Source organism: Amycolatopsis viridis, assembly GCF_011758765.1.
Classification (GTDB): Bacteria; Actinomycetota; Actinomycetes; order Mycobacteriales; family Pseudonocardiaceae; genus Amycolatopsis_E; species Amycolatopsis_E viridis.
Genome location: NZ_JAANOU010000001.1, coordinates 5,306,577 through 5,321,727, shown reverse-complemented (window position 1 = coordinate 5,321,727; position 15,151 = coordinate 5,306,577). Strand labels below are relative to the sequence as shown.

The 15,151-nt window shown below is 71.1% G+C and carries 14 protein-coding genes, 3 tRNA genes and 1 pseudogene; 11 read left to right on the top strand and 7 right to left on the bottom strand.

Annotated elements, in window-relative coordinates:
- Positions 1-49: 49 nt before the first annotated feature.
- Positions 50-688 (top strand): TetR/AcrR family transcriptional regulator, encoded by a 639-nt coding sequence (locus FHX46_RS26335; RefSeq protein WP_167120248.1) that lies wholly within the window; start codon positions 50-52, stop codon positions 686-688.
- A gap of 361 nt (positions 689-1,049) precedes the next feature.
- Here FHX46_RS26335 and FHX46_RS26330 read toward each other — a convergent pair whose 3' ends face one another.
- From FHX46_RS26330 to FHX46_RS26320, 3 genes and pseudogenes are all read right to left on the bottom strand, one after another.
- On the bottom strand, positions 1,050-2,009 hold the full coding sequence (locus FHX46_RS26330; RefSeq protein ID WP_167120245.1) for a sporulation protein: 960 nt from the start codon (positions 2,007-2,009) through the stop codon (positions 1,050-1,052).
- 129 nt (positions 2,010-2,138) lie between these two features.
- Positions 2,139-2,782 (bottom strand): annotated as a pseudogene (locus tag FHX46_RS26325) (response regulator transcription factor).
- Positions 2,773-3,921, bottom strand: coding sequence for a sensor histidine kinase (locus FHX46_RS26320; RefSeq protein WP_167120242.1), 1,149 nt, complete (start codon positions 3,919-3,921; stop codon positions 2,773-2,775). Before FHX46_RS26320 ends, FHX46_RS26325 begins: the two are co-directional and overlap by 10 nt.
- Before the next feature lie 108 nt (positions 3,922-4,029).
- On the opposite strand from FHX46_RS26320, the gene FHX46_RS26315 reads away from it, so the two are divergent.
- Positions 4,030-4,596: a DedA family protein gene (locus FHX46_RS26315; protein ID WP_167120239.1), complete on the top strand. Its 567-nt coding sequence runs from the start codon at positions 4,030-4,032 to the stop codon at positions 4,594-4,596.
- Between the two features lie 48 nt (positions 4,597-4,644).
- On the opposite strand, the gene lon is transcribed toward FHX46_RS26315, so the two are convergent.
- On the bottom strand, positions 4,645-7,056 hold the full coding sequence (lon, locus tag FHX46_RS26310; RefSeq protein WP_167120236.1) for an endopeptidase La: 2,412 nt from the start codon (positions 7,054-7,056) through the stop codon (positions 4,645-4,647).
- A 448-nt stretch (positions 7,057-7,504) separates the two neighbouring features.
- On the opposite strand from lon, the gene FHX46_RS26305 reads away from it, so the two are divergent.
- The 4 genes from FHX46_RS26305 (at position 7,505) to rpmG (ending at position 10,746) form a co-directional block, all read left to right on the top strand.
- Complete coding sequence (locus tag FHX46_RS26305) at positions 7,505-10,129, top strand: putative bifunctional diguanylate cyclase/phosphodiesterase (RefSeq protein WP_167120233.1); 2,625 nt, start codon at positions 7,505-7,507, stop codon at positions 10,127-10,129.
- A gap of 76 nt (positions 10,130-10,205) precedes the next feature.
- Positions 10,206-10,278: transfer RNA gene (locus FHX46_RS26300), tRNA-Thr, on the top strand.
- 54 nt (positions 10,279-10,332) lie between these two features.
- Positions 10,333-10,405 (top strand) — tRNA-Met (locus tag FHX46_RS26295).
- A gap of 176 nt (positions 10,406-10,581) precedes the next feature.
- Positions 10,582-10,746, top strand: a complete 165-nt coding sequence (rpmG, locus tag FHX46_RS26290; RefSeq protein ID WP_005453176.1) for a 50S ribosomal protein L33 — start codon at positions 10,582-10,584, stop codon at positions 10,744-10,746.
- Between the two features lie 12 nt (positions 10,747-10,758).
- On the opposite strand, the gene FHX46_RS26285 is transcribed toward rpmG, so the two are convergent.
- The gene (locus FHX46_RS26285) at positions 10,759-11,043 is read right to left on the bottom strand and encodes a hypothetical protein (RefSeq protein ID WP_167120230.1); all 285 of its coding nucleotides are present in this window, start codon (positions 11,041-11,043) and stop codon (positions 10,759-10,761) included.
- A gap of 80 nt (positions 11,044-11,123) precedes the next feature.
- On the opposite strand from FHX46_RS26285, the gene FHX46_RS26280 reads away from it, so the two are divergent.
- From FHX46_RS26280 to FHX46_RS26270, 3 genes are read left to right on the top strand one after another with little or no spacing between them, the layout of a single operon-like run.
- Positions 11,124-11,309: a hypothetical protein gene (locus FHX46_RS26280; protein ID WP_243871343.1), complete on the top strand. Its 186-nt coding sequence runs from the start codon at positions 11,124-11,126 to the stop codon at positions 11,307-11,309.
- 13 nt (positions 11,310-11,322) lie between these two features.
- Positions 11,323-11,772 carry a MaoC family dehydratase N-terminal domain-containing protein gene (locus tag FHX46_RS26275; RefSeq protein ID WP_167120227.1) on the top strand — a complete coding sequence of 150 codons (450 nt, stop codon included), beginning with the start codon at positions 11,323-11,325 and terminating at the stop codon, positions 11,770-11,772.
- Entirely contained in the window at positions 11,772-12,167 is a 396-nt protein-coding gene (locus FHX46_RS26270; protein WP_167120224.1) for a MaoC family dehydratase, read from the top strand. Before FHX46_RS26275 ends, FHX46_RS26270 begins: the two co-directional genes overlap by 1 nt.
- Positions 12,168-12,189: 22 nt before the next feature.
- Here the strand turns inward: FHX46_RS26270 and FHX46_RS26265 are convergent, their stop codons facing one another.
- Together FHX46_RS26265 and FHX46_RS26260 are read right to left on the bottom strand one after the other, a co-directional pair.
- Entirely contained in the window at positions 12,190-13,101 is a 912-nt protein-coding gene (locus FHX46_RS26265) for an SGNH/GDSL hydrolase family protein (RefSeq protein ID WP_167120221.1), read from the bottom strand.
- Positions 13,102-13,177: 76 nt separating this feature from the next.
- Complete coding sequence (locus FHX46_RS26260) at positions 13,178-14,404, bottom strand: pyridoxal phosphate-dependent aminotransferase (RefSeq protein WP_167120218.1); 1,227 nt, start codon at positions 14,402-14,404, stop codon at positions 13,178-13,180.
- A 179-nt stretch (positions 14,405-14,583) separates the two neighbouring features.
- Here FHX46_RS26260 and FHX46_RS26255 point away from each other — a divergent pair.
- Positions 14,584-14,656, top strand: a tRNA-Trp gene (locus FHX46_RS26255).
- 27 nt (positions 14,657-14,683) lie between these two features.
- A complete protein-coding gene (gene secE / locus FHX46_RS26250; RefSeq protein ID WP_167120215.1) occupies positions 14,684-15,136 on the top strand; it encodes a preprotein translocase subunit SecE in 453 nt (150 codons plus the stop codon).
- Positions 15,137-15,151: the final 15 nt, after the last annotated feature.

Below are 15,151 nucleotides of genomic sequence, written 5' to 3'. Positions count from 1 at the left end.
ACAATTATGTTCCGTTCCGGAACGTAACGCAAGTGGTAGACTGGACGCCGTGACGAACACCCGCGCCGGCAGGCCGCGCGACCACCGCATCGACGTCGCCGTGCGCGATGCGGCCGTCGACGTGCTGAACGAGGTGGGCTACGCGGGGCTCACCCTGGAAGCGGTGGCCGCACGGGCCGGCACCAGCAAGCCCGCGCTGCGGCGGCGCTGGCGCGGCCGTCAGCACCTGGTCGTCGACGCCCTGGTGACCACGGTCGGCGCCACGCCCACGCCCGACACCGGCTGCACGCACTGCGATCTGATCGCGGGCATCCACTCGCTGACGGAGGCGTTCACCACCAGGATCGGGCGCCGGGTGCTGCCCGCGCTGGTGGCCGACCTGGCCGACGACCCGGAACTGGCCGAGCTGTTCCTGCGTGAGTACTTCCACAAGCGACGGGCGTCCACGGCGGCGGCGCTGCGGCGCGGCATCGAGCGCGGTGACCTCGACCCGGAGCTCGACCTCGATCTGGCGCTGGACATGCTCGCGTCCACCATCTACTACCGCGTCCTGTTCGGACACCTCCCGGTCACCGACGAGCTGGCGGAGCGGGTGGTGGACGTGGTGCTCGGTGGAGTGGCGACCGTGGAATGGCGCCGGTGCCACCCGCGCGCCGAGGCCGAGGCCGGCGCGCGATCCGGATCATGACGAAGATCGGCCGGGCCGGACCCCGTGCACGGTCGGCGCCGGCGAAAAGCGACCATGCTCGGGGAGCCGGCCCGGGACGCTCGCGAAGCCGGCGCGCTGCCTGCGAACGAAACTCCGCACGTACCAACGCATCCGCCCGCGGCCCCCAATTTCCCGACGACGCCGCGAAAGCCGCTCCGGTGAACATCCCCGCTGTCCGTTCCGGAGGCGAGGTGCACCAGCTGGGCCACTCTGGAGTCCAGTTCGGACAGTGGGCGCCGGTGGACCAGTCGCCGTCCTCACCTGGCGCCGTTCCAGGTGCGGGGTGGCAACACGCCGCGTGCAGCGGATGTGGTGATGGTGAACTTCGTGGTGTGAGGAACTACTCTTCGCCACCGTCGAAGTCGAAGGCCTCCTCGATCAGCTCGCCCATGATCATGCCGCCCACGACGCCCGCTGCGGCACCGGCGACCATGCCACCGATGCCCATGCCGTGGCCGTGCTGACCGGGTTGGCCGGGGTAGCCCCCGTGGTGTCCGCCGAAGGCCGGGTTGCCGAAGGCGGAGTGCCCGCCACGCTGCGCGGCCTCGCCGAGCCACTGGTTGATCAGCCCGGCCCAGTCGGCGGTCTCCGCGTCCTGGTGCGGCATCTGGAAGCGGCCGAACGAGTCACCACCGGCCTGCATGAAGCGGCCGCGGCGGTCGGCCTCGAGGACGACGGCGAGGTCGTGCGGCCCGGCGACGAACGTCAGCTCGACCTCGTTGATCCGGCCGGCGAACCCAGCCGGTGGGAAGAACTCGATCTCCTGGTAGAAGCCCAGCTCCTGCGGCACGCCGTAGAGGCGGCCCGCCTCGACGTCGGCGTTGCGGAACCGGAAGCCCAGCTGCCCGAAGGCGTCCAGGACCCGGTCCTGCGAGGGGAGCGGGTGCACGTGGACCGGGTCGAGGTCGCCCTTGTCCGGCGCACCGGCGATCACCAGCTCGGTCCGCACGCCGACGGCCATGCCGTGCAGGAGCGTGTCGCCGACCGCGGTGATCGGGGTCTCCCACGGCAGGCGCAGCTCGAACGGGACGGTGACCAGCTGGTTCGCCGGGACGCCCACGCCCTGCTGGACGAGCTGGCGGTGGAACTCCCCGGTGGCCGCGGACTCCCGCCCGCCGTGCTCGATCTCGACGCGCGTGACCAGGGACAGGACGACCTGGTCGATGGTTGCGTCGGCGCTCCCGCCCTGGATGCGGACCTGGCCGGTGAGCCGTTGGCCGGGCACCGCGTGCGGTTCGTCGAGCACCGTGTCGACGGACGGTCCACCGACGCCGAACGCGCTGAGCATCCGCTTGAACATGGGCAGGGTCCTCCTGGGGGATCCGGACATATCAGACTCAAGATCAAGACTACCGCTCACGAAGCCCCCACCGCCCCCGCGCGCCGGACCTGGATGGGGAACTCGCGGCGTGGCGGAAACCCGGTCAGGTCAGGAGCCCAGGTAACGCAGCACCGCCAGCACGCGCCGGCTGTAGCCGGTCGTGTGGCTCAACCCAGCTTGTCGAAGATCGCGTTCACGTGCTTCTCCACCGCGGACTGCGACACGTACAACTTGGCCGCGATGCCGGCGTTCGTGTGCCCCTCGGCCATCTTCGCGAGCACCTCGCCCTCCCGCGGGGTCAGCGTGGCGAGCGGGTCGGCGTGCGTGGTGCGGGCCAGCAGCCGGCGGACGACCTCCGGGTCGAACGCGGCCCCGCCCGATCCGACCCGCTCCAACGCGTCGAGGAACTCGCCGACCTGCATGACCCGGTCCTTGAGCAGGTAGCCCACCCGGCCGCCGTCGCCCGTGATCAGTTCGGTCGCGAACCGCTTCTCGACGTACTGGGACAGCACCAGCACACCCACTCCGGGCCACCGCCGCCGGATCTCCAGCGCCGCCCGCAGGCCCTCGTCCGTGTGGTTCGGCGGCATCCGGACGTCGGTCACCACCACGTCCGGCCGAACCCGGGAAACTTCCGCCAGCAACGCCGCCGCGTCGCCGACCGCGGCGAGCACCTCGTGCCCCTCCTCGGCGAGCAGGCGGATCAGTCCCTCGCGCAGCAGGGTCGAGTCCTCGGCCAGGATCACCCGCATGGCAGCTCCGCGCGCACCACGGTCGGCCCGCCCGGCGGACTGTCCACTGTAAACGCGCCGTCGGCCGCGCCGACCCGCCGGGCCAAACCGGACAGGCCGTTCCCGGCCGCGCGGGCGCCACCCACGCCGTCGTCGGTGATGGTCATCGTCAGCATCCTGCCCGACCGAGCCACCGCGATCTCGATCCGGCTCGCGGCCGAATGCTTGATAGCGTTCGTCACCGCCTCCGAGGCCACGAAGTAGGCGACCGTCTCGGTCGCCGGATCCACCCGCTCCTCCAGCGCGTACGACAGTCCGACCGGCACGCTCGACCGCTCCGCCAGTGCTTCCAGCGCAGCACCCAGACCGCCGTCGTCGAGCGCGACCGGGTACACCCGCCACGCGACGTCCCGCAGTTCCTGCAGGGTGAGCTGGGTTTCCTCGTGCGCCTGCCGCAACAACGCCGCCGCCTGTTCCGGCGAGCTCGCCCGCCGCGCGCGACCGAGCAGCACGCCCAGCGACACGATGCGTTGCTGCACCCCGTCGTGCAGGTCGCGTTCGATCCGGCGCCGCTCGTCGTTGACCGCTTCAACGACTTCGGCCCGGCTGTGCGTCAGCGCGTCGACGCGGCGCTGCAGCCGTTCCTGTTTGGTGGGGCCGAAAAAGTGGCGTGCCAGCCTGCGCTCCAGCGCGGCGACGCCGATGAGTCCCTGCACGGCGAGGAACAGCAGTAGCACGCCGATGAGCAGCAGGCCGGGGGCGTCGTACCAGTCGCGGTCCCGGCCAATCGGGTCGCCGCCACCCAGCGGCTGCCCGGTGACCTGCTGCCATCCCATGATCGCGGCGGTCACCAGCCCCAGCGCGATCAGCACGAAGATGCCCGCGCCGAGCCCGCCGACGACACTGCGGGCCGCCAGGTACCGCAGCGCCCGGCCGGCCCGGTAGTCGTCCGGGGTCGCCTGGCCCAGGTGACGCCACAGCCGGGACCGCTCCCGCTCGGCGAACCACCGCGCGGCGGCGAACACCGCCGGACGTGCCGGGGGTATCGCGAGCGCGAGTGTGGCGGCCACGACGAAGACCACCTCGGCGAACGCGCTCAGCCCGCCGAGCGCCAGTCCCGCGGTGACGCGCAGCGGGCGACGCAGGTCCACTGTGGTCATGAGTCGAGGCTAGCGGCGGTCCGCGGCGGGGGAACTGCGGTTTTCCACAGGATGATCGGGCGCTGCACCGCATGGTCCCCACGGCCGCGGATTCCTAGCGTCGGCGGCATGGATCTCACCCTCGCACAGACCGAACCGCTCGGGGGACTCGCCGGCTGGGCCGTCGGTCTCATGGACTCCCTCGGCGGCCCCGGAGCCGCCGTCATCGTCGGCCTGGACAACCTGTTCCCGCCCATTCCCAGCGAGCTCGTGCTGCCGCTCGCCGGGTTCTCCGCGAGCCAGGGCACCTTCAGCCTGCCGGCGGCGCTGGCCTGGACCACGCTCGGCTCCGTCGCCGGTGCCGTCATCGTGTACTGGGTCGGTGCCCTGCTCGGCCGGGACCGCACGCGCGCGCTGATGGTGCGCATCCCGCTGGTCAAGGCGGCCGACTTCGACCGGACCGAGGCGTGGTTCGCCCGGCACGGCACCAAGGCCGTGTTCTTCGGCCGGATCGTGCCGATCTTCAGCAGCCTGATCTGGAACACGGTCTTCGTCGCCGCCGGTTACCTGCTCGGCGTGAAATGGCAGGTCGTCAACGACTACGCGGAGATCTTCCAGTACCTGGTGCTCGGCGCTGTCGCGATCGCGCTCGCGGTGTTCGTCATCACGCGCCTGCGCGAACGCGCCCGCGCGTGACCAGAGGCCGCCCTCCCGGGGGATGGAGGGCGGCCCCTTCGCAGGGCGTCAGGCGGCCTGGGCCACCGGGGTGGTGGCCGGCGCCAGCGCCAGGTCGAGCACCTCGCGGACGTTGGACACCGGGTGCACGTCGAGCTGGGCCAGCACGTCCGCGGGGACGTCGTCCAGGTCCGGCTCGTTGCGCTGCGGGATGATCACCGTCTTCATCCCGGCCCGGTGGGCGGCGAGCAGCTTCTGCTTGACCCCGCCGATCGGCAGCACGCGGCCGGTCAGCGACACCTCACCGGTCATCGCCACGTCGGCCCGCACTACCCGGCCGGACAGCAGCGACGCCAGCGCGGTGGTCATCGTGATGCCGGCGGACGGGCCGTCCTTGGGCACCGCGCCCGCCGGGACGTGGACGTGCACGCCCCGGTCCTTCAGATCGGCGACCGGCAGTTCCAGCTCGGCGCCGTGCGAGCGCAGGTAGGACAGCGCGATCTGCACCGACTCCTTCATCACCTCACCCAGCTGACCGGTGAGGGTGAGCCCGGAGCTGCCCGATTCGGGATCGGCCAGCGACGCCTCGATGTAGAGGACGTCACCGCCTGCACCGGTCACGGCCAGGCCGGTGGCGACGCCGGGGATCGCGGTCCGCTGGGTCGACGCGGGCAGCGCCGACTCCGGCAGGTGCCGCGGGCGGCCGAGGTAGCTCTCCAGGTCCGTCGCGTCGACCGTCACCGGCAGCGCCGCCTCGTCGAGCGCGACGCGGGTGGCGATCTTGCGCAGTACCTTCGCGATCGTCCGGTTCGCGTCACGCACGCCGGCTTCGCGGGTGTACTCGGCGGCGATCCGGCCCAGTGCCGCGTCGGTGAACCGCACGTCGTCGCGGCCCAGCCCGGCCCGCTCCAGCTCCCGCGGCAGCAGGTGGTCGCGGCCGATGACGACCTTCTCGTGCTCGGTGTAGCCGTCCAGCGTGACCAGTTCCATCCGGTCCAGCAGCGGGCCGGGGATGGTCTCCAGGGCGTTGGCGGTGGCGAGGAACACCACGTCGGACAGGTCCAGCTCGACCTCGAGGTAGTGGTCGCGGAACGTGTGGTTCTGCTCGGGGTCGAGCACCTCCAGCAGCGCCGCGGTCGGGTCGCCGCGGTAGTCGGCGCCCACCTTGTCCACCTCGTCGAGCAGGACCACCGGGTTCATCGAGCCGGCCTCCTTGATCGCCCGGACGATGCGGCCGGGCAGGGCGCCGACGTAGGTGCGCCGGTGACCGCGGATCTCCGCCTCGTCCCGGACACCGCCGAGCGCGACGCGGACGAACCTGCGCCCCATCGCCTTCGCGACCGATTCGCCGAGCGAGGTCTTGCCCACACCCGGCGGGCCGACCAGCGCCAGCACCGCGCCGGAGTGGCGTCCGCCGACCTGGCCCTTGCCCGCGTCCGCGCGGCGGGCCCGCACGGCCAGGTATTCGATGATGCGTTCCTTCACATCGTCCAGGCCGGCGTGGTCGGCGTCGAGCACGGCCCGTGCCGCCGCGATGTCGTGCACGTCGGCGGTGCGGGTCTGCCACGGCAGTTCGAGCACCGTGTCGAGCCAGGTGCGGATCCAGCCGCCTTCCGGCGAGGCGTCGGAGGTGCGCTCCAGCTTGTCCACCTCGGCGAGCGCGGCCGTGCGGACGTGCTCCGGCAGGTCGGCCTTCTCCACGCGGGCGCGGTAGTCGTCGGAGTCGGCGGTGCCGTCCAGCTCGCCCAGTTCCTTGCGGATCGCTTCCAGCTGACGGCGCAGCAGGAACTCCTTCTGCTGCTTCTCCATGCCTTCGGCGACGTCCTTGCGGATGGTGTCGGTGACCTCGAGCTCGGCCAGGTACTCCCGGCTCCACTCCAGTGCTTTCGCCAGCCGCGCCGCGACGTCCAGCGTGCTCAGCAGCTCCAGCTTCTGCCCGGTGCTCAGGAACGGCGAGTTCCCGGCGAGGTCGGCGATCGCCGACGGGTCCTCGAGCTGCTGCACGGCGTCGATCATCTGCCAGCCGCCGCGTTGCTGGAGGATCGAGATCACGACGGTCTTGTACTCGGCCGCCAGTGCGTGGGCGCGCTCGCCGGCGAGCTCGGTCACCGGCTCGGCGTACACCCAGCGCGCGGCACCGGGGCCGTCGCCGGTCTCGCCGACCTGGGCACGCCGCGTGGCGCGCAGCAGGACGGCGGCCTTGCCGCCGGGGACGCGGCCGACGCGCTCGATGGTCGCGACGGCGCCCAGCTCGGCGTACTCCCCGTCGACCCGCGGGACGATCAGGACCTCGGCCTGCGCGGCCGGGAGCGAGCGGATGCCCGGGAACGACGATGTGCCCGGTGTCTTCGCCTGTGCGGAGTCGACCGCCGCGCGGGTCTCGGCGCCGGAGTCGCCGTCCAGCTCGAGCGGGACGATCATGCCGGGCAGCACCACGTCGCCGTCGAGGGGCAGCACGGGGAGGAGCCTGGTTTCGGTCATCGTTTGCTCCCTACCTGGTTGAGTCTGACTAGCTCAACTTTTTCGGGGGCTGGTTTGTTTCCGCAGGTAGTTCGCTTGCAGCGGACGGCAATCGGGAATAAACCGGGGCGGTGGTGGCCGTCCTGGTTCCGATGGGTGAGAGTCTCGTCGCATTGCGCGAACGTTTTCTCGATGCGGCTCGGGCAATTACGCACCGTCATCATGAGGGCGAATAGAGCGGCCCGGTGGCTACCCGGAGCGACCGGCGAAATGCTGCCGTCACCCGGAAGTCTCCGCTGGTCACCGCCGTTGGCACGCTGTTAACCATGAGCTGATCTCATCGTGGCCGGAAAGAGGCTCGAGTAAGCCCTCCGGGGTACAGTGATCCCCTCATTCGCACCGGGATCCCGGTCCCGGGTGCGATGGGTACCGGCGGGCGCACTGGGGCGAGTGGGTGGAAGGAGGTTGCATGCCGGACTCCGATGGCAGGCCGGACGGCCCCATCCCGGCGGCAGCCGCCAATTCTGGTGGTGCCGAGGCGCGGGCGGACGAGCGCCGCTTCCGGATTTACACGTTGACCGTCTTCTCCGTCGGTGTGCTCGCCGCGGCGGCCGTCGCACTGTGGCTGCCGTTCCACGGCTCGGCAGAACTGTGGTGGATCGGTCCGGTGCTGGCCCTGTCCTTCCTGCTCGCCGAGCAACTGGGCATCAACGTCGACGTCCGGTCGGGCATCTCCTGGACCATTTCCTTCACCGAGATCCCGCTGGTCATCGGCTTCTTCGTGGCGCCGTTCGAGGTCGTGCTCGCCGCGCACCTGGTGGCGGGCATCAGCACGCTCGTGGTCCGCCGGGTCTCCGGGCGCGTGCTCTACAACGCCGGCGCGTTCCTGCTGGAGATCACCAGCGCGTTCGCCGTGGCCGGCCTGGTCCAGCTGATCGCGGGCACCACCGGGATGAGCTGGCCGGCGGCGCTCGCCGGCACCCTGACCGCGCCGCTGACCAGCACCCTGCTGGCGCTGGCCGCCGTCCGGGTGCTGCGCCGCCGCATGCGGATCGGTACGGCGCTGCGGCTCACCGGCCGCATCCTGGTCGTCGGGTTCGTCAACGCCTCGGTCGGCCTGAGCGGCTACCTGGTGATCGAAGGCACCGCCAACGCCTGGCCGCTGGTGCTCGCCGTGTTCGCGGGGCTGTCCGCGCTCTACTGGGCCTACTCCGACCTGCTTCGCGAGCAGCGGGACATGGAAGCGCTCTCCGACGTGAGCCTGATGGTCGCCCGGTCCGGCCAGCAGGCCGCCGCCCGCCCGGCCAGCGGCGCCGACGACCTAGCGGCGGGCGTCAACGTCAGCGAGTGGCAGACCATCGCCGAACGCATCAAGGACCAGCTCTCCGCCGGCCGCGTGGTGCTGCGGTTGCGGCTCGAACCGACCGCGGACATGCGGACCGTCGTCGCGGGGGAGCCGATGCCCTCGGTTGAGCCACCCGCCGACGACCCGATGCTGCGGTTGCCCGGGTCGCACGTGCGGCACTTCCGCGTCACCGAGGCGAACGGCGACATCGCCGGCGGGCTGATCGCCCGCGGTGCGCAGGAAGCGCTGGTGGTGCCCCTGCGCACCGCGAACCAGCTGCTCGGCGTGGTCGAGGCGCACGACCGCCTGTCCCGCTGGCGGGGCTTCGGCAAGTACGACATCCAGCTGCTCGGCACCATGGCCAGCCACCTGGCGACCGCGCTGGACAACCGCCGCCTGCTCGCCACCCTGCGCCACGACGCCTACCACGACCCGCTCACCGGGCTGCTCAACCGGCCCGGTTTCCGGCAGGTCGCCCGCGAACCGCTGGCCGAGCACGCCGGCTCCGCCGACGCCGCGGTGCTGCGCATCGACCTGGACGTGTTCTCCGCGGTCAGCGACGCCCTCGGCTACGCCTGGGCCGACCGCATGGTGATGGCCGCCGGACGCCGCCTGCGGGGCGCCCTCGGCCCGGACGTGCCGCTGGCCCGGCTGGAGGGCGCGTCCTTCGCCGCGCTGCTCACCGGCGTGCGCGGGCAGGCCGTGCACGACGCGGCCGGCCGGCTGCGCGCCCAGCTGTCCGTGCCCTACCCGGTCGACCGGCTCACCGTCGAGGCGAACGCGATGGTCGGCTACGCGGCCATCGCGGACGACGACACCGTCGATCCTGGCGACGTGGACGCCCTGCTCCAGCGGGCCGACGTCGCCGTCCGCGCCACCCGCGGCGGCGAGGAGGTCCGCGGGTACGTGCCCAGCATGGGACAGATCTTCCTGCGCCGGTTCCAGATGGTCACCCAGTTCCGGCAGGCCATCGAGGAGGGTCAGGTCAGCGTCCACTACCAGCCGAAGGTGTCGCTGCCGAGCAAGCAGGTCCTCGGCGTGGAGGCGCTGGTGCGCTGGCAGCACCCCGAGTTCGGCCGGCTCGACCCGGACGAGTTCGTGCCCGCCGTCGAGGCGGCCGGGCTGGTCGGCGTGCTGACCGGTTTCGTCTTGGAGCAGTCGCTGATCCGGGTGCGCAAATGGATGGACGAGGGGCTGCGGATCTCGGTGGCGGTCAACCTGTCCGTGCGCAACCTGGCCGACGAGGAGTTCCCGGCCAAGGTCGTGCAGGCGCTGCGCAGGTTCGACGTGCCGCCGGAGCTGCTCACGTTCGAGCTGACCGAGTCCGGTGTCATGGCCGATCCGCAGAAGGCGCTGCCGATCCTGCGTGAGCTGCACGGCCTCGGCATCGTGCTCGCGGTCGACGACTTCGGCACCGGCTATTCGTCGCTGGCGTACCTGCGGCAGCTGCCGGTGGACGAGGTCAAGATCGACAAGAGCTTCGTCCTCGGCATGGGCACGGATCTGGGCGACCTGGCGGTCGTGCGCTCGATCGTCGAGCTGGGTCACTCGCTGGGCCTCGCGGTGGTCGCGGAGGGCGTCGAGGAGGACGTCGCGCGGGACCAGCTGGAGGCGATGGGGTGTGACGTGGCCCAGGGCTACCTCATCTCCCGCCCACTGGCCGAGGACCGGCTGGAAGCCTGGCTGCAGGCCCGGACGGCCCGGTCAGTGGGACGGAAGATGGAGACCGTCCTGACCCTGCTCACGTGAAAGGGGACCCCCCTGCGGGAGCCTCCGACCGGGCCATGTAATCTTTTCGAGGCTTCAACGTTCAGGCGTTGGACTCGCCCCAATAGCTCAGTCGGCAGAGCGTCTCCATGGTAAGGAGAAGGTCTACGGTTCGATTCCGTATTGGGGCTCGGTGGTCAGCAGGACGCTTCCGCTCCGGTGGGAGAGCCTGACGGCCGGGTCAAGGCGGTGTAGCTCAGTCGGTAGAGCAAGCGGCTCATAATCGCTGTGTCGCCGGTTCAAGTCCGGCCACCGCTACGCGGATGAGCGGACTATGCTCACGGACTGCGTGAGCCTGATCCGCTTCGCCATTTCCTCGGGGGCCGGACCCCCGGGCCCCCGCCAGGGGGCGAGCCCCCTGGACCCCCACGCGGGGCGGCTGATGAGGTTACAGTCGTCTGTGGGGGGTTCGTTGTGTAGAGAAAGGCTTTGCTGTGGCTGCCACCGACGTGCGACCGAAGATCACGCTGGCGTGCGAGGTCTGCAAGCACCGCAACTACATCACCAAGAAGAACCGGCGCAACGACCCGGATCGCCTGGAGATGAAGAAGTTCTGCCCGAACTGCGGTACGCACCGGGTCCACAAGGAAACCCGCTGACGCCAGCATCCCTCAGTTTTCACGAAGGCCGTTCCGGATCGCCGGAGCGGCCTTCGTGCGTTCCCGGCGCGAGCCGCGGTGCTCCAGCACCGCGAAGGCGGTCACCCACGCCCGGATCACGGGTCGTTCCGCGAGGGAGCCGAGCGCCGCGCCACCCGCGACCATCACGACGCCGATCGGCGCGAACCACGACGACGGCAGACCGAGCGGTTTCGCCAGCCACGCCCCGCCGGTCAGCATGAGGACACCGAAGACGGCGGTGCCCCAGCCGTCGGTTCGGAGAACCGTGCGGGGCAACGCAGGGCTCCGCCTCGCCGCCGCGAGGTGCAGGTCACCGGCGACGGCGAGCCCCACCCGAGGGGGATGCGGAGGAACCGGTGACCCTCCGGAGCCCGATCGAGGTGCCGCTGCGGATCCGGACCTCGCACGGCGAGCTCGCGTTGTTCAGCACGATGGCGACGTTCGGAGCCCCCGCGGACGTCACGCTGTCCGAGCTCGCGATCGAGCTGTGCCACCCGCTTGACCAAGCCACCGGACAGGCGCTGTGCGCGCTCGCCCGCTAGGTAGGCTGCTCGGGTGCCTTTGGACCCCTCGTTCGTCGGGCGGACGTATCCGCCGGACGCCACGTACGAAGTCGGCCGCGAGAAGATCCGCGAATTCGCCGCGGCGATCGGTGACGCCAGCCCGCTCTACACGGACCCGGAGGCGGCCCGCGCCGCCGGCTACCCGGACGTGATCGCGCCGCCCACCTTCCTCACGGTGATCAACCTCGACGCGATCAACGCCATCGCCGAGGACCCGGAGCTGGGCCTGGACTACAGCCGGATGGTGCACGGCGACCAGAGCTTCCGCTACACGCGTCCGGTGCACGCGGGCGACCAGCTGCGCATCACGACGACGGTCGAGGACATCATGGCCCGCGCCGGCAACGACTTCCTGACCGTGCGCGGCGAGGTCGTCGACGCCGACGGTCAACTGGTGTGCACGACGCGGGCGCAGCTCGTGGTGCGGGGAGAGGGAGCCTGATGGCGTACGAGAAGGGCACCGAACTGCCCCCGCTGACGGTGCACGTCACGCGCGACCAGCTGGTCCGCTACGCGGGCGCGTCGCTCGACTTCAACCCGATTCACTGGAACGAGCGGTTCGCCAAGGAGGTCGGCCTCCCGGACGTGATCGCGCACGGCATGCTGACCATGGCCCTCGGCGGCCGGCTGGTCACCGAGTGGCTGGGCGACCCGGGGAAGCTGGTCGAGTACAGCGTGCGGTTCACCCGTCCCGTGGTGGTCTCACCCGACGGTGCGGACGTCGAGTTCACCGGCAAGGTCGCGGAGATCCGCGAGGACGGCACGGCGCGCGTGGACATCACGGCGAAGTTCGAGGGGAAAACCGTGCTGGGGAAGGCGCAGGCCGTCGTCCGCTGACGCCGGACGGCTCGCCGAGGGGTCATTCCACCAGCCGCAGCACCACGTCCGCCATCCCGCGCTCGCCGACGGCATTGGGATGCAGCTCCATCGCCGGTGAGGAGGGCACCACGTCTTCGACCCACTTGACCTTCGCCTTGGCGCACATGTCCTTCCCCTTGCTCGGCGTCGCCGTGTCCGCGTACCCGGCCTGGTTGGCCTTCGCCTCGGTGGCGAGCATCGTGTTCAGCTTCGCCAGCGACGACCGCAGGTACGCCACGTCGTCCGGTCCGATCGGGAGGAACGGCCAGCATCCGGTGCCGTCCGGCAGTGCGGTCGGGTAGCCCACGACGATCACCTGCGCCCGGGGCGCACGCTGGTGGATCTGGGTGAGCGCGTCCCTGATCTTCGGTGCCGTCTCCGCGATCCGCTCCGCCAGCAGGTCCCGCCCACCGGCCGTCAGCCGCGGCCGGCACAGCGACACCGCGCGGTTCGTGCTCAGGCATTCCCGCGCCAGGCCAACCAGCCCCACGTCGTTACCGCCGATGCCGAGCGTGACCAGTGTCGTGTCCGGGGTAACCACATCCAGCTGCGGCGGGTTGGTGCCGTTCGGCGTGGTCTGCGGCTCGGTGAGCTGCTGGGTCGTCGCCCCACCGCAGCTCACGTCGGCGAACGACGCCGGTCGCAGCTCCGCCGCGACCAGGTGCGGGTAATTGTTGTCCGATCGCGCGCACCCAGGTGGGTCCCCCGCGGGCGCACCGGTCCGCGGCGCCGATGTGTACGAGTCACCGAGCGCGACGTACCGGCCCGTGCCCGGGCCGATCTCCGAGCCGGCCGGCTTGGGCGGCGCGGCCGACTCGCCGCGGTCGCCGCGCCAGTAGATGACACCGGCGGTGGCCGCACCCACCAGCGCGGCCACCACCACTACCCCGATCAGCACCTTGGTCTTCCCCACGCACCGGGGCTACCCCGAAAACGCCGAAGCGCCACTTCCGCGGAGTGGAAGTGGCGCTTCGAACACCCGGATCGGGTTAGTTGACCTCGGACAGCAGGGCACCGAGCCGCTGCACGCCCTCGACGAGGTCGGACTCGGCCAGCGCGTAGGAGAACCGGAAGTAGCCCGGGGTCCCGAACGCCTCGCCGGGCACCGCGGCCACGTCCGCCTCCCGCAAGATCAGGTCGGCCAGCTCCAGCGTGTCGGACGGCTTCTCACCGCGGATCTCCTTGCCCAGGAGGTCCTTGAACGACGGGTACGCGTAGAACGCGCCCTCCGGCGTCGGGCAGGTCACGCCGGGGATGGCGGACAGCAGCGAGACGATCTTCTTGCGGCGCGCGTCGAACGCGGCGCGCATCTCGGCGACCACGTCCAGCGGTCCCGCGACGGCGGCCAGCGCGGCCCGCTGCGCGACGTTCGAGACGTTGCCGCACAGGTGCGACTGGTAGCTCGTCGCCGCCTTGATCACGTCCTTCGGGCCGGCGATCCAGCCGACCCGCCAGCCGGTCATCGAGTAGGTCTTGGCGACCCCGTTGAGGATCAGCGTCTGGTCGGCCAGCTCGGGCACCACGACCGGCATCGAGTGGTTCTCGGCACCGTCGTAGACCAGGTGCTCGTAGATCTCGTCGGTGATCACCCAGATGCCGTGCTCGTAGGCCCACTTGCCGATGGCCTCGATCTGCTCCCGGGTGTAGACCGCGCCGGTCGGGTTGGACGGCGAGTTGAACAGCAGCACCTTCGTGCGGTCGGTGCGCGCCGCCTCGAGCTGCTCGACGGTGACCCGGTAGCCGGTCGACTCGTCGGCCGTGACCTGCACCGGCACCCCGCCCGCGAGCTTGATCGACTCCGGGTAGGTCGTCCAGTACGGCGCGAGCAGCAGAACCTCGTCGCCGGGGTCGCACAGCGTCGCGAACGCGGAATAGACGGCCTGCTTGCCACCGTTGGTGACCAGGACCTGGCTCGGCTCGATCGCGAAGCCGGAGTCACGCAGGGTCTTCGCCGCGATGGCCTCCTTGAGCTCCGGCAGGCCGCCGGCCGCGGTGTAACCGTGGTTGGACCGGTCGTGGACGGCCTTCGCGGCCGCCTCGACGACGTAGTCGGGGGTGGGGAAGTCCGGCTGCCCCGCACCGAAGCCGATCACCGGCCGGCCCTGCGCCTTCAGCTCCTTCGCCTTCGCGTCCACGGCGAGGGTGGCCGACGGCGTGATGCCGGCGATGCGGGCGGAGATGCGGGAGCTGGCAGTGACGGTTGCTGGTGCGCTCATGGCCTTCATGTTCGCACGTCGCGTGTGTCGAGAAGCATGCGGGAGCCCGTTCCGCGCCCCTCGGTTGCGGGGCTGTCCGGGGCTTGCCGTAGACTTCCGAACTTGGAACGTCCGGCGCCTGACCCCGCAGCGCATGCGGGGAGGGTCAAGGGCGTCCAGCGAGCGGCTGGATTGCTCGAAGGGGTGTAGCTCAATTGGCAGAGCAGCGGTCTCCAAAACCGCAGGTTGCAGGTTCAAGTCCTGTCACCCCTGCGTCGATGTAGGTGCCTTAGCGGAGGAGTGGTCGTGAGCGACAACGACGCCGGCGGCAAGGGCCAGGAGCAGGAGCCCAAGCGGGCTGCGCGTCCGGTCACGGCCGCGGCGCGGCGCGAACGCCGTGCCTCCGCGCGCCCTGCCGGCAAGGCCGCCAAGGACGGCGAGAAGGCGCGCCCGTCGGGCAAGGCCTCGGTCAGCGCCGCCGCGCCCGCCGACGGCGCGGCCAAGGCCGGCGAGGCCAAGAAGGGCCGGGCGACCCCGAAGCGGACCCGCACGGAGAAGAAGCCGTCCCTGTTCGCCAGGCTGGTGCGGTTCATCCGCGAGGTGTGGGCCGAGCTGCGCAAGGTCATCTGGCCGACGCGCAAGCAGATGATCACCTACACCACCGTGGTGCTGGTCTTCGTGGCCTTCATGGTCGCGCTGGTCTCGTTGCTGGACTTCGTGTTCCGCAAGGGCGTGTTCTGGCTGTTCGGCTGAGCGCGTCTGCGGGGC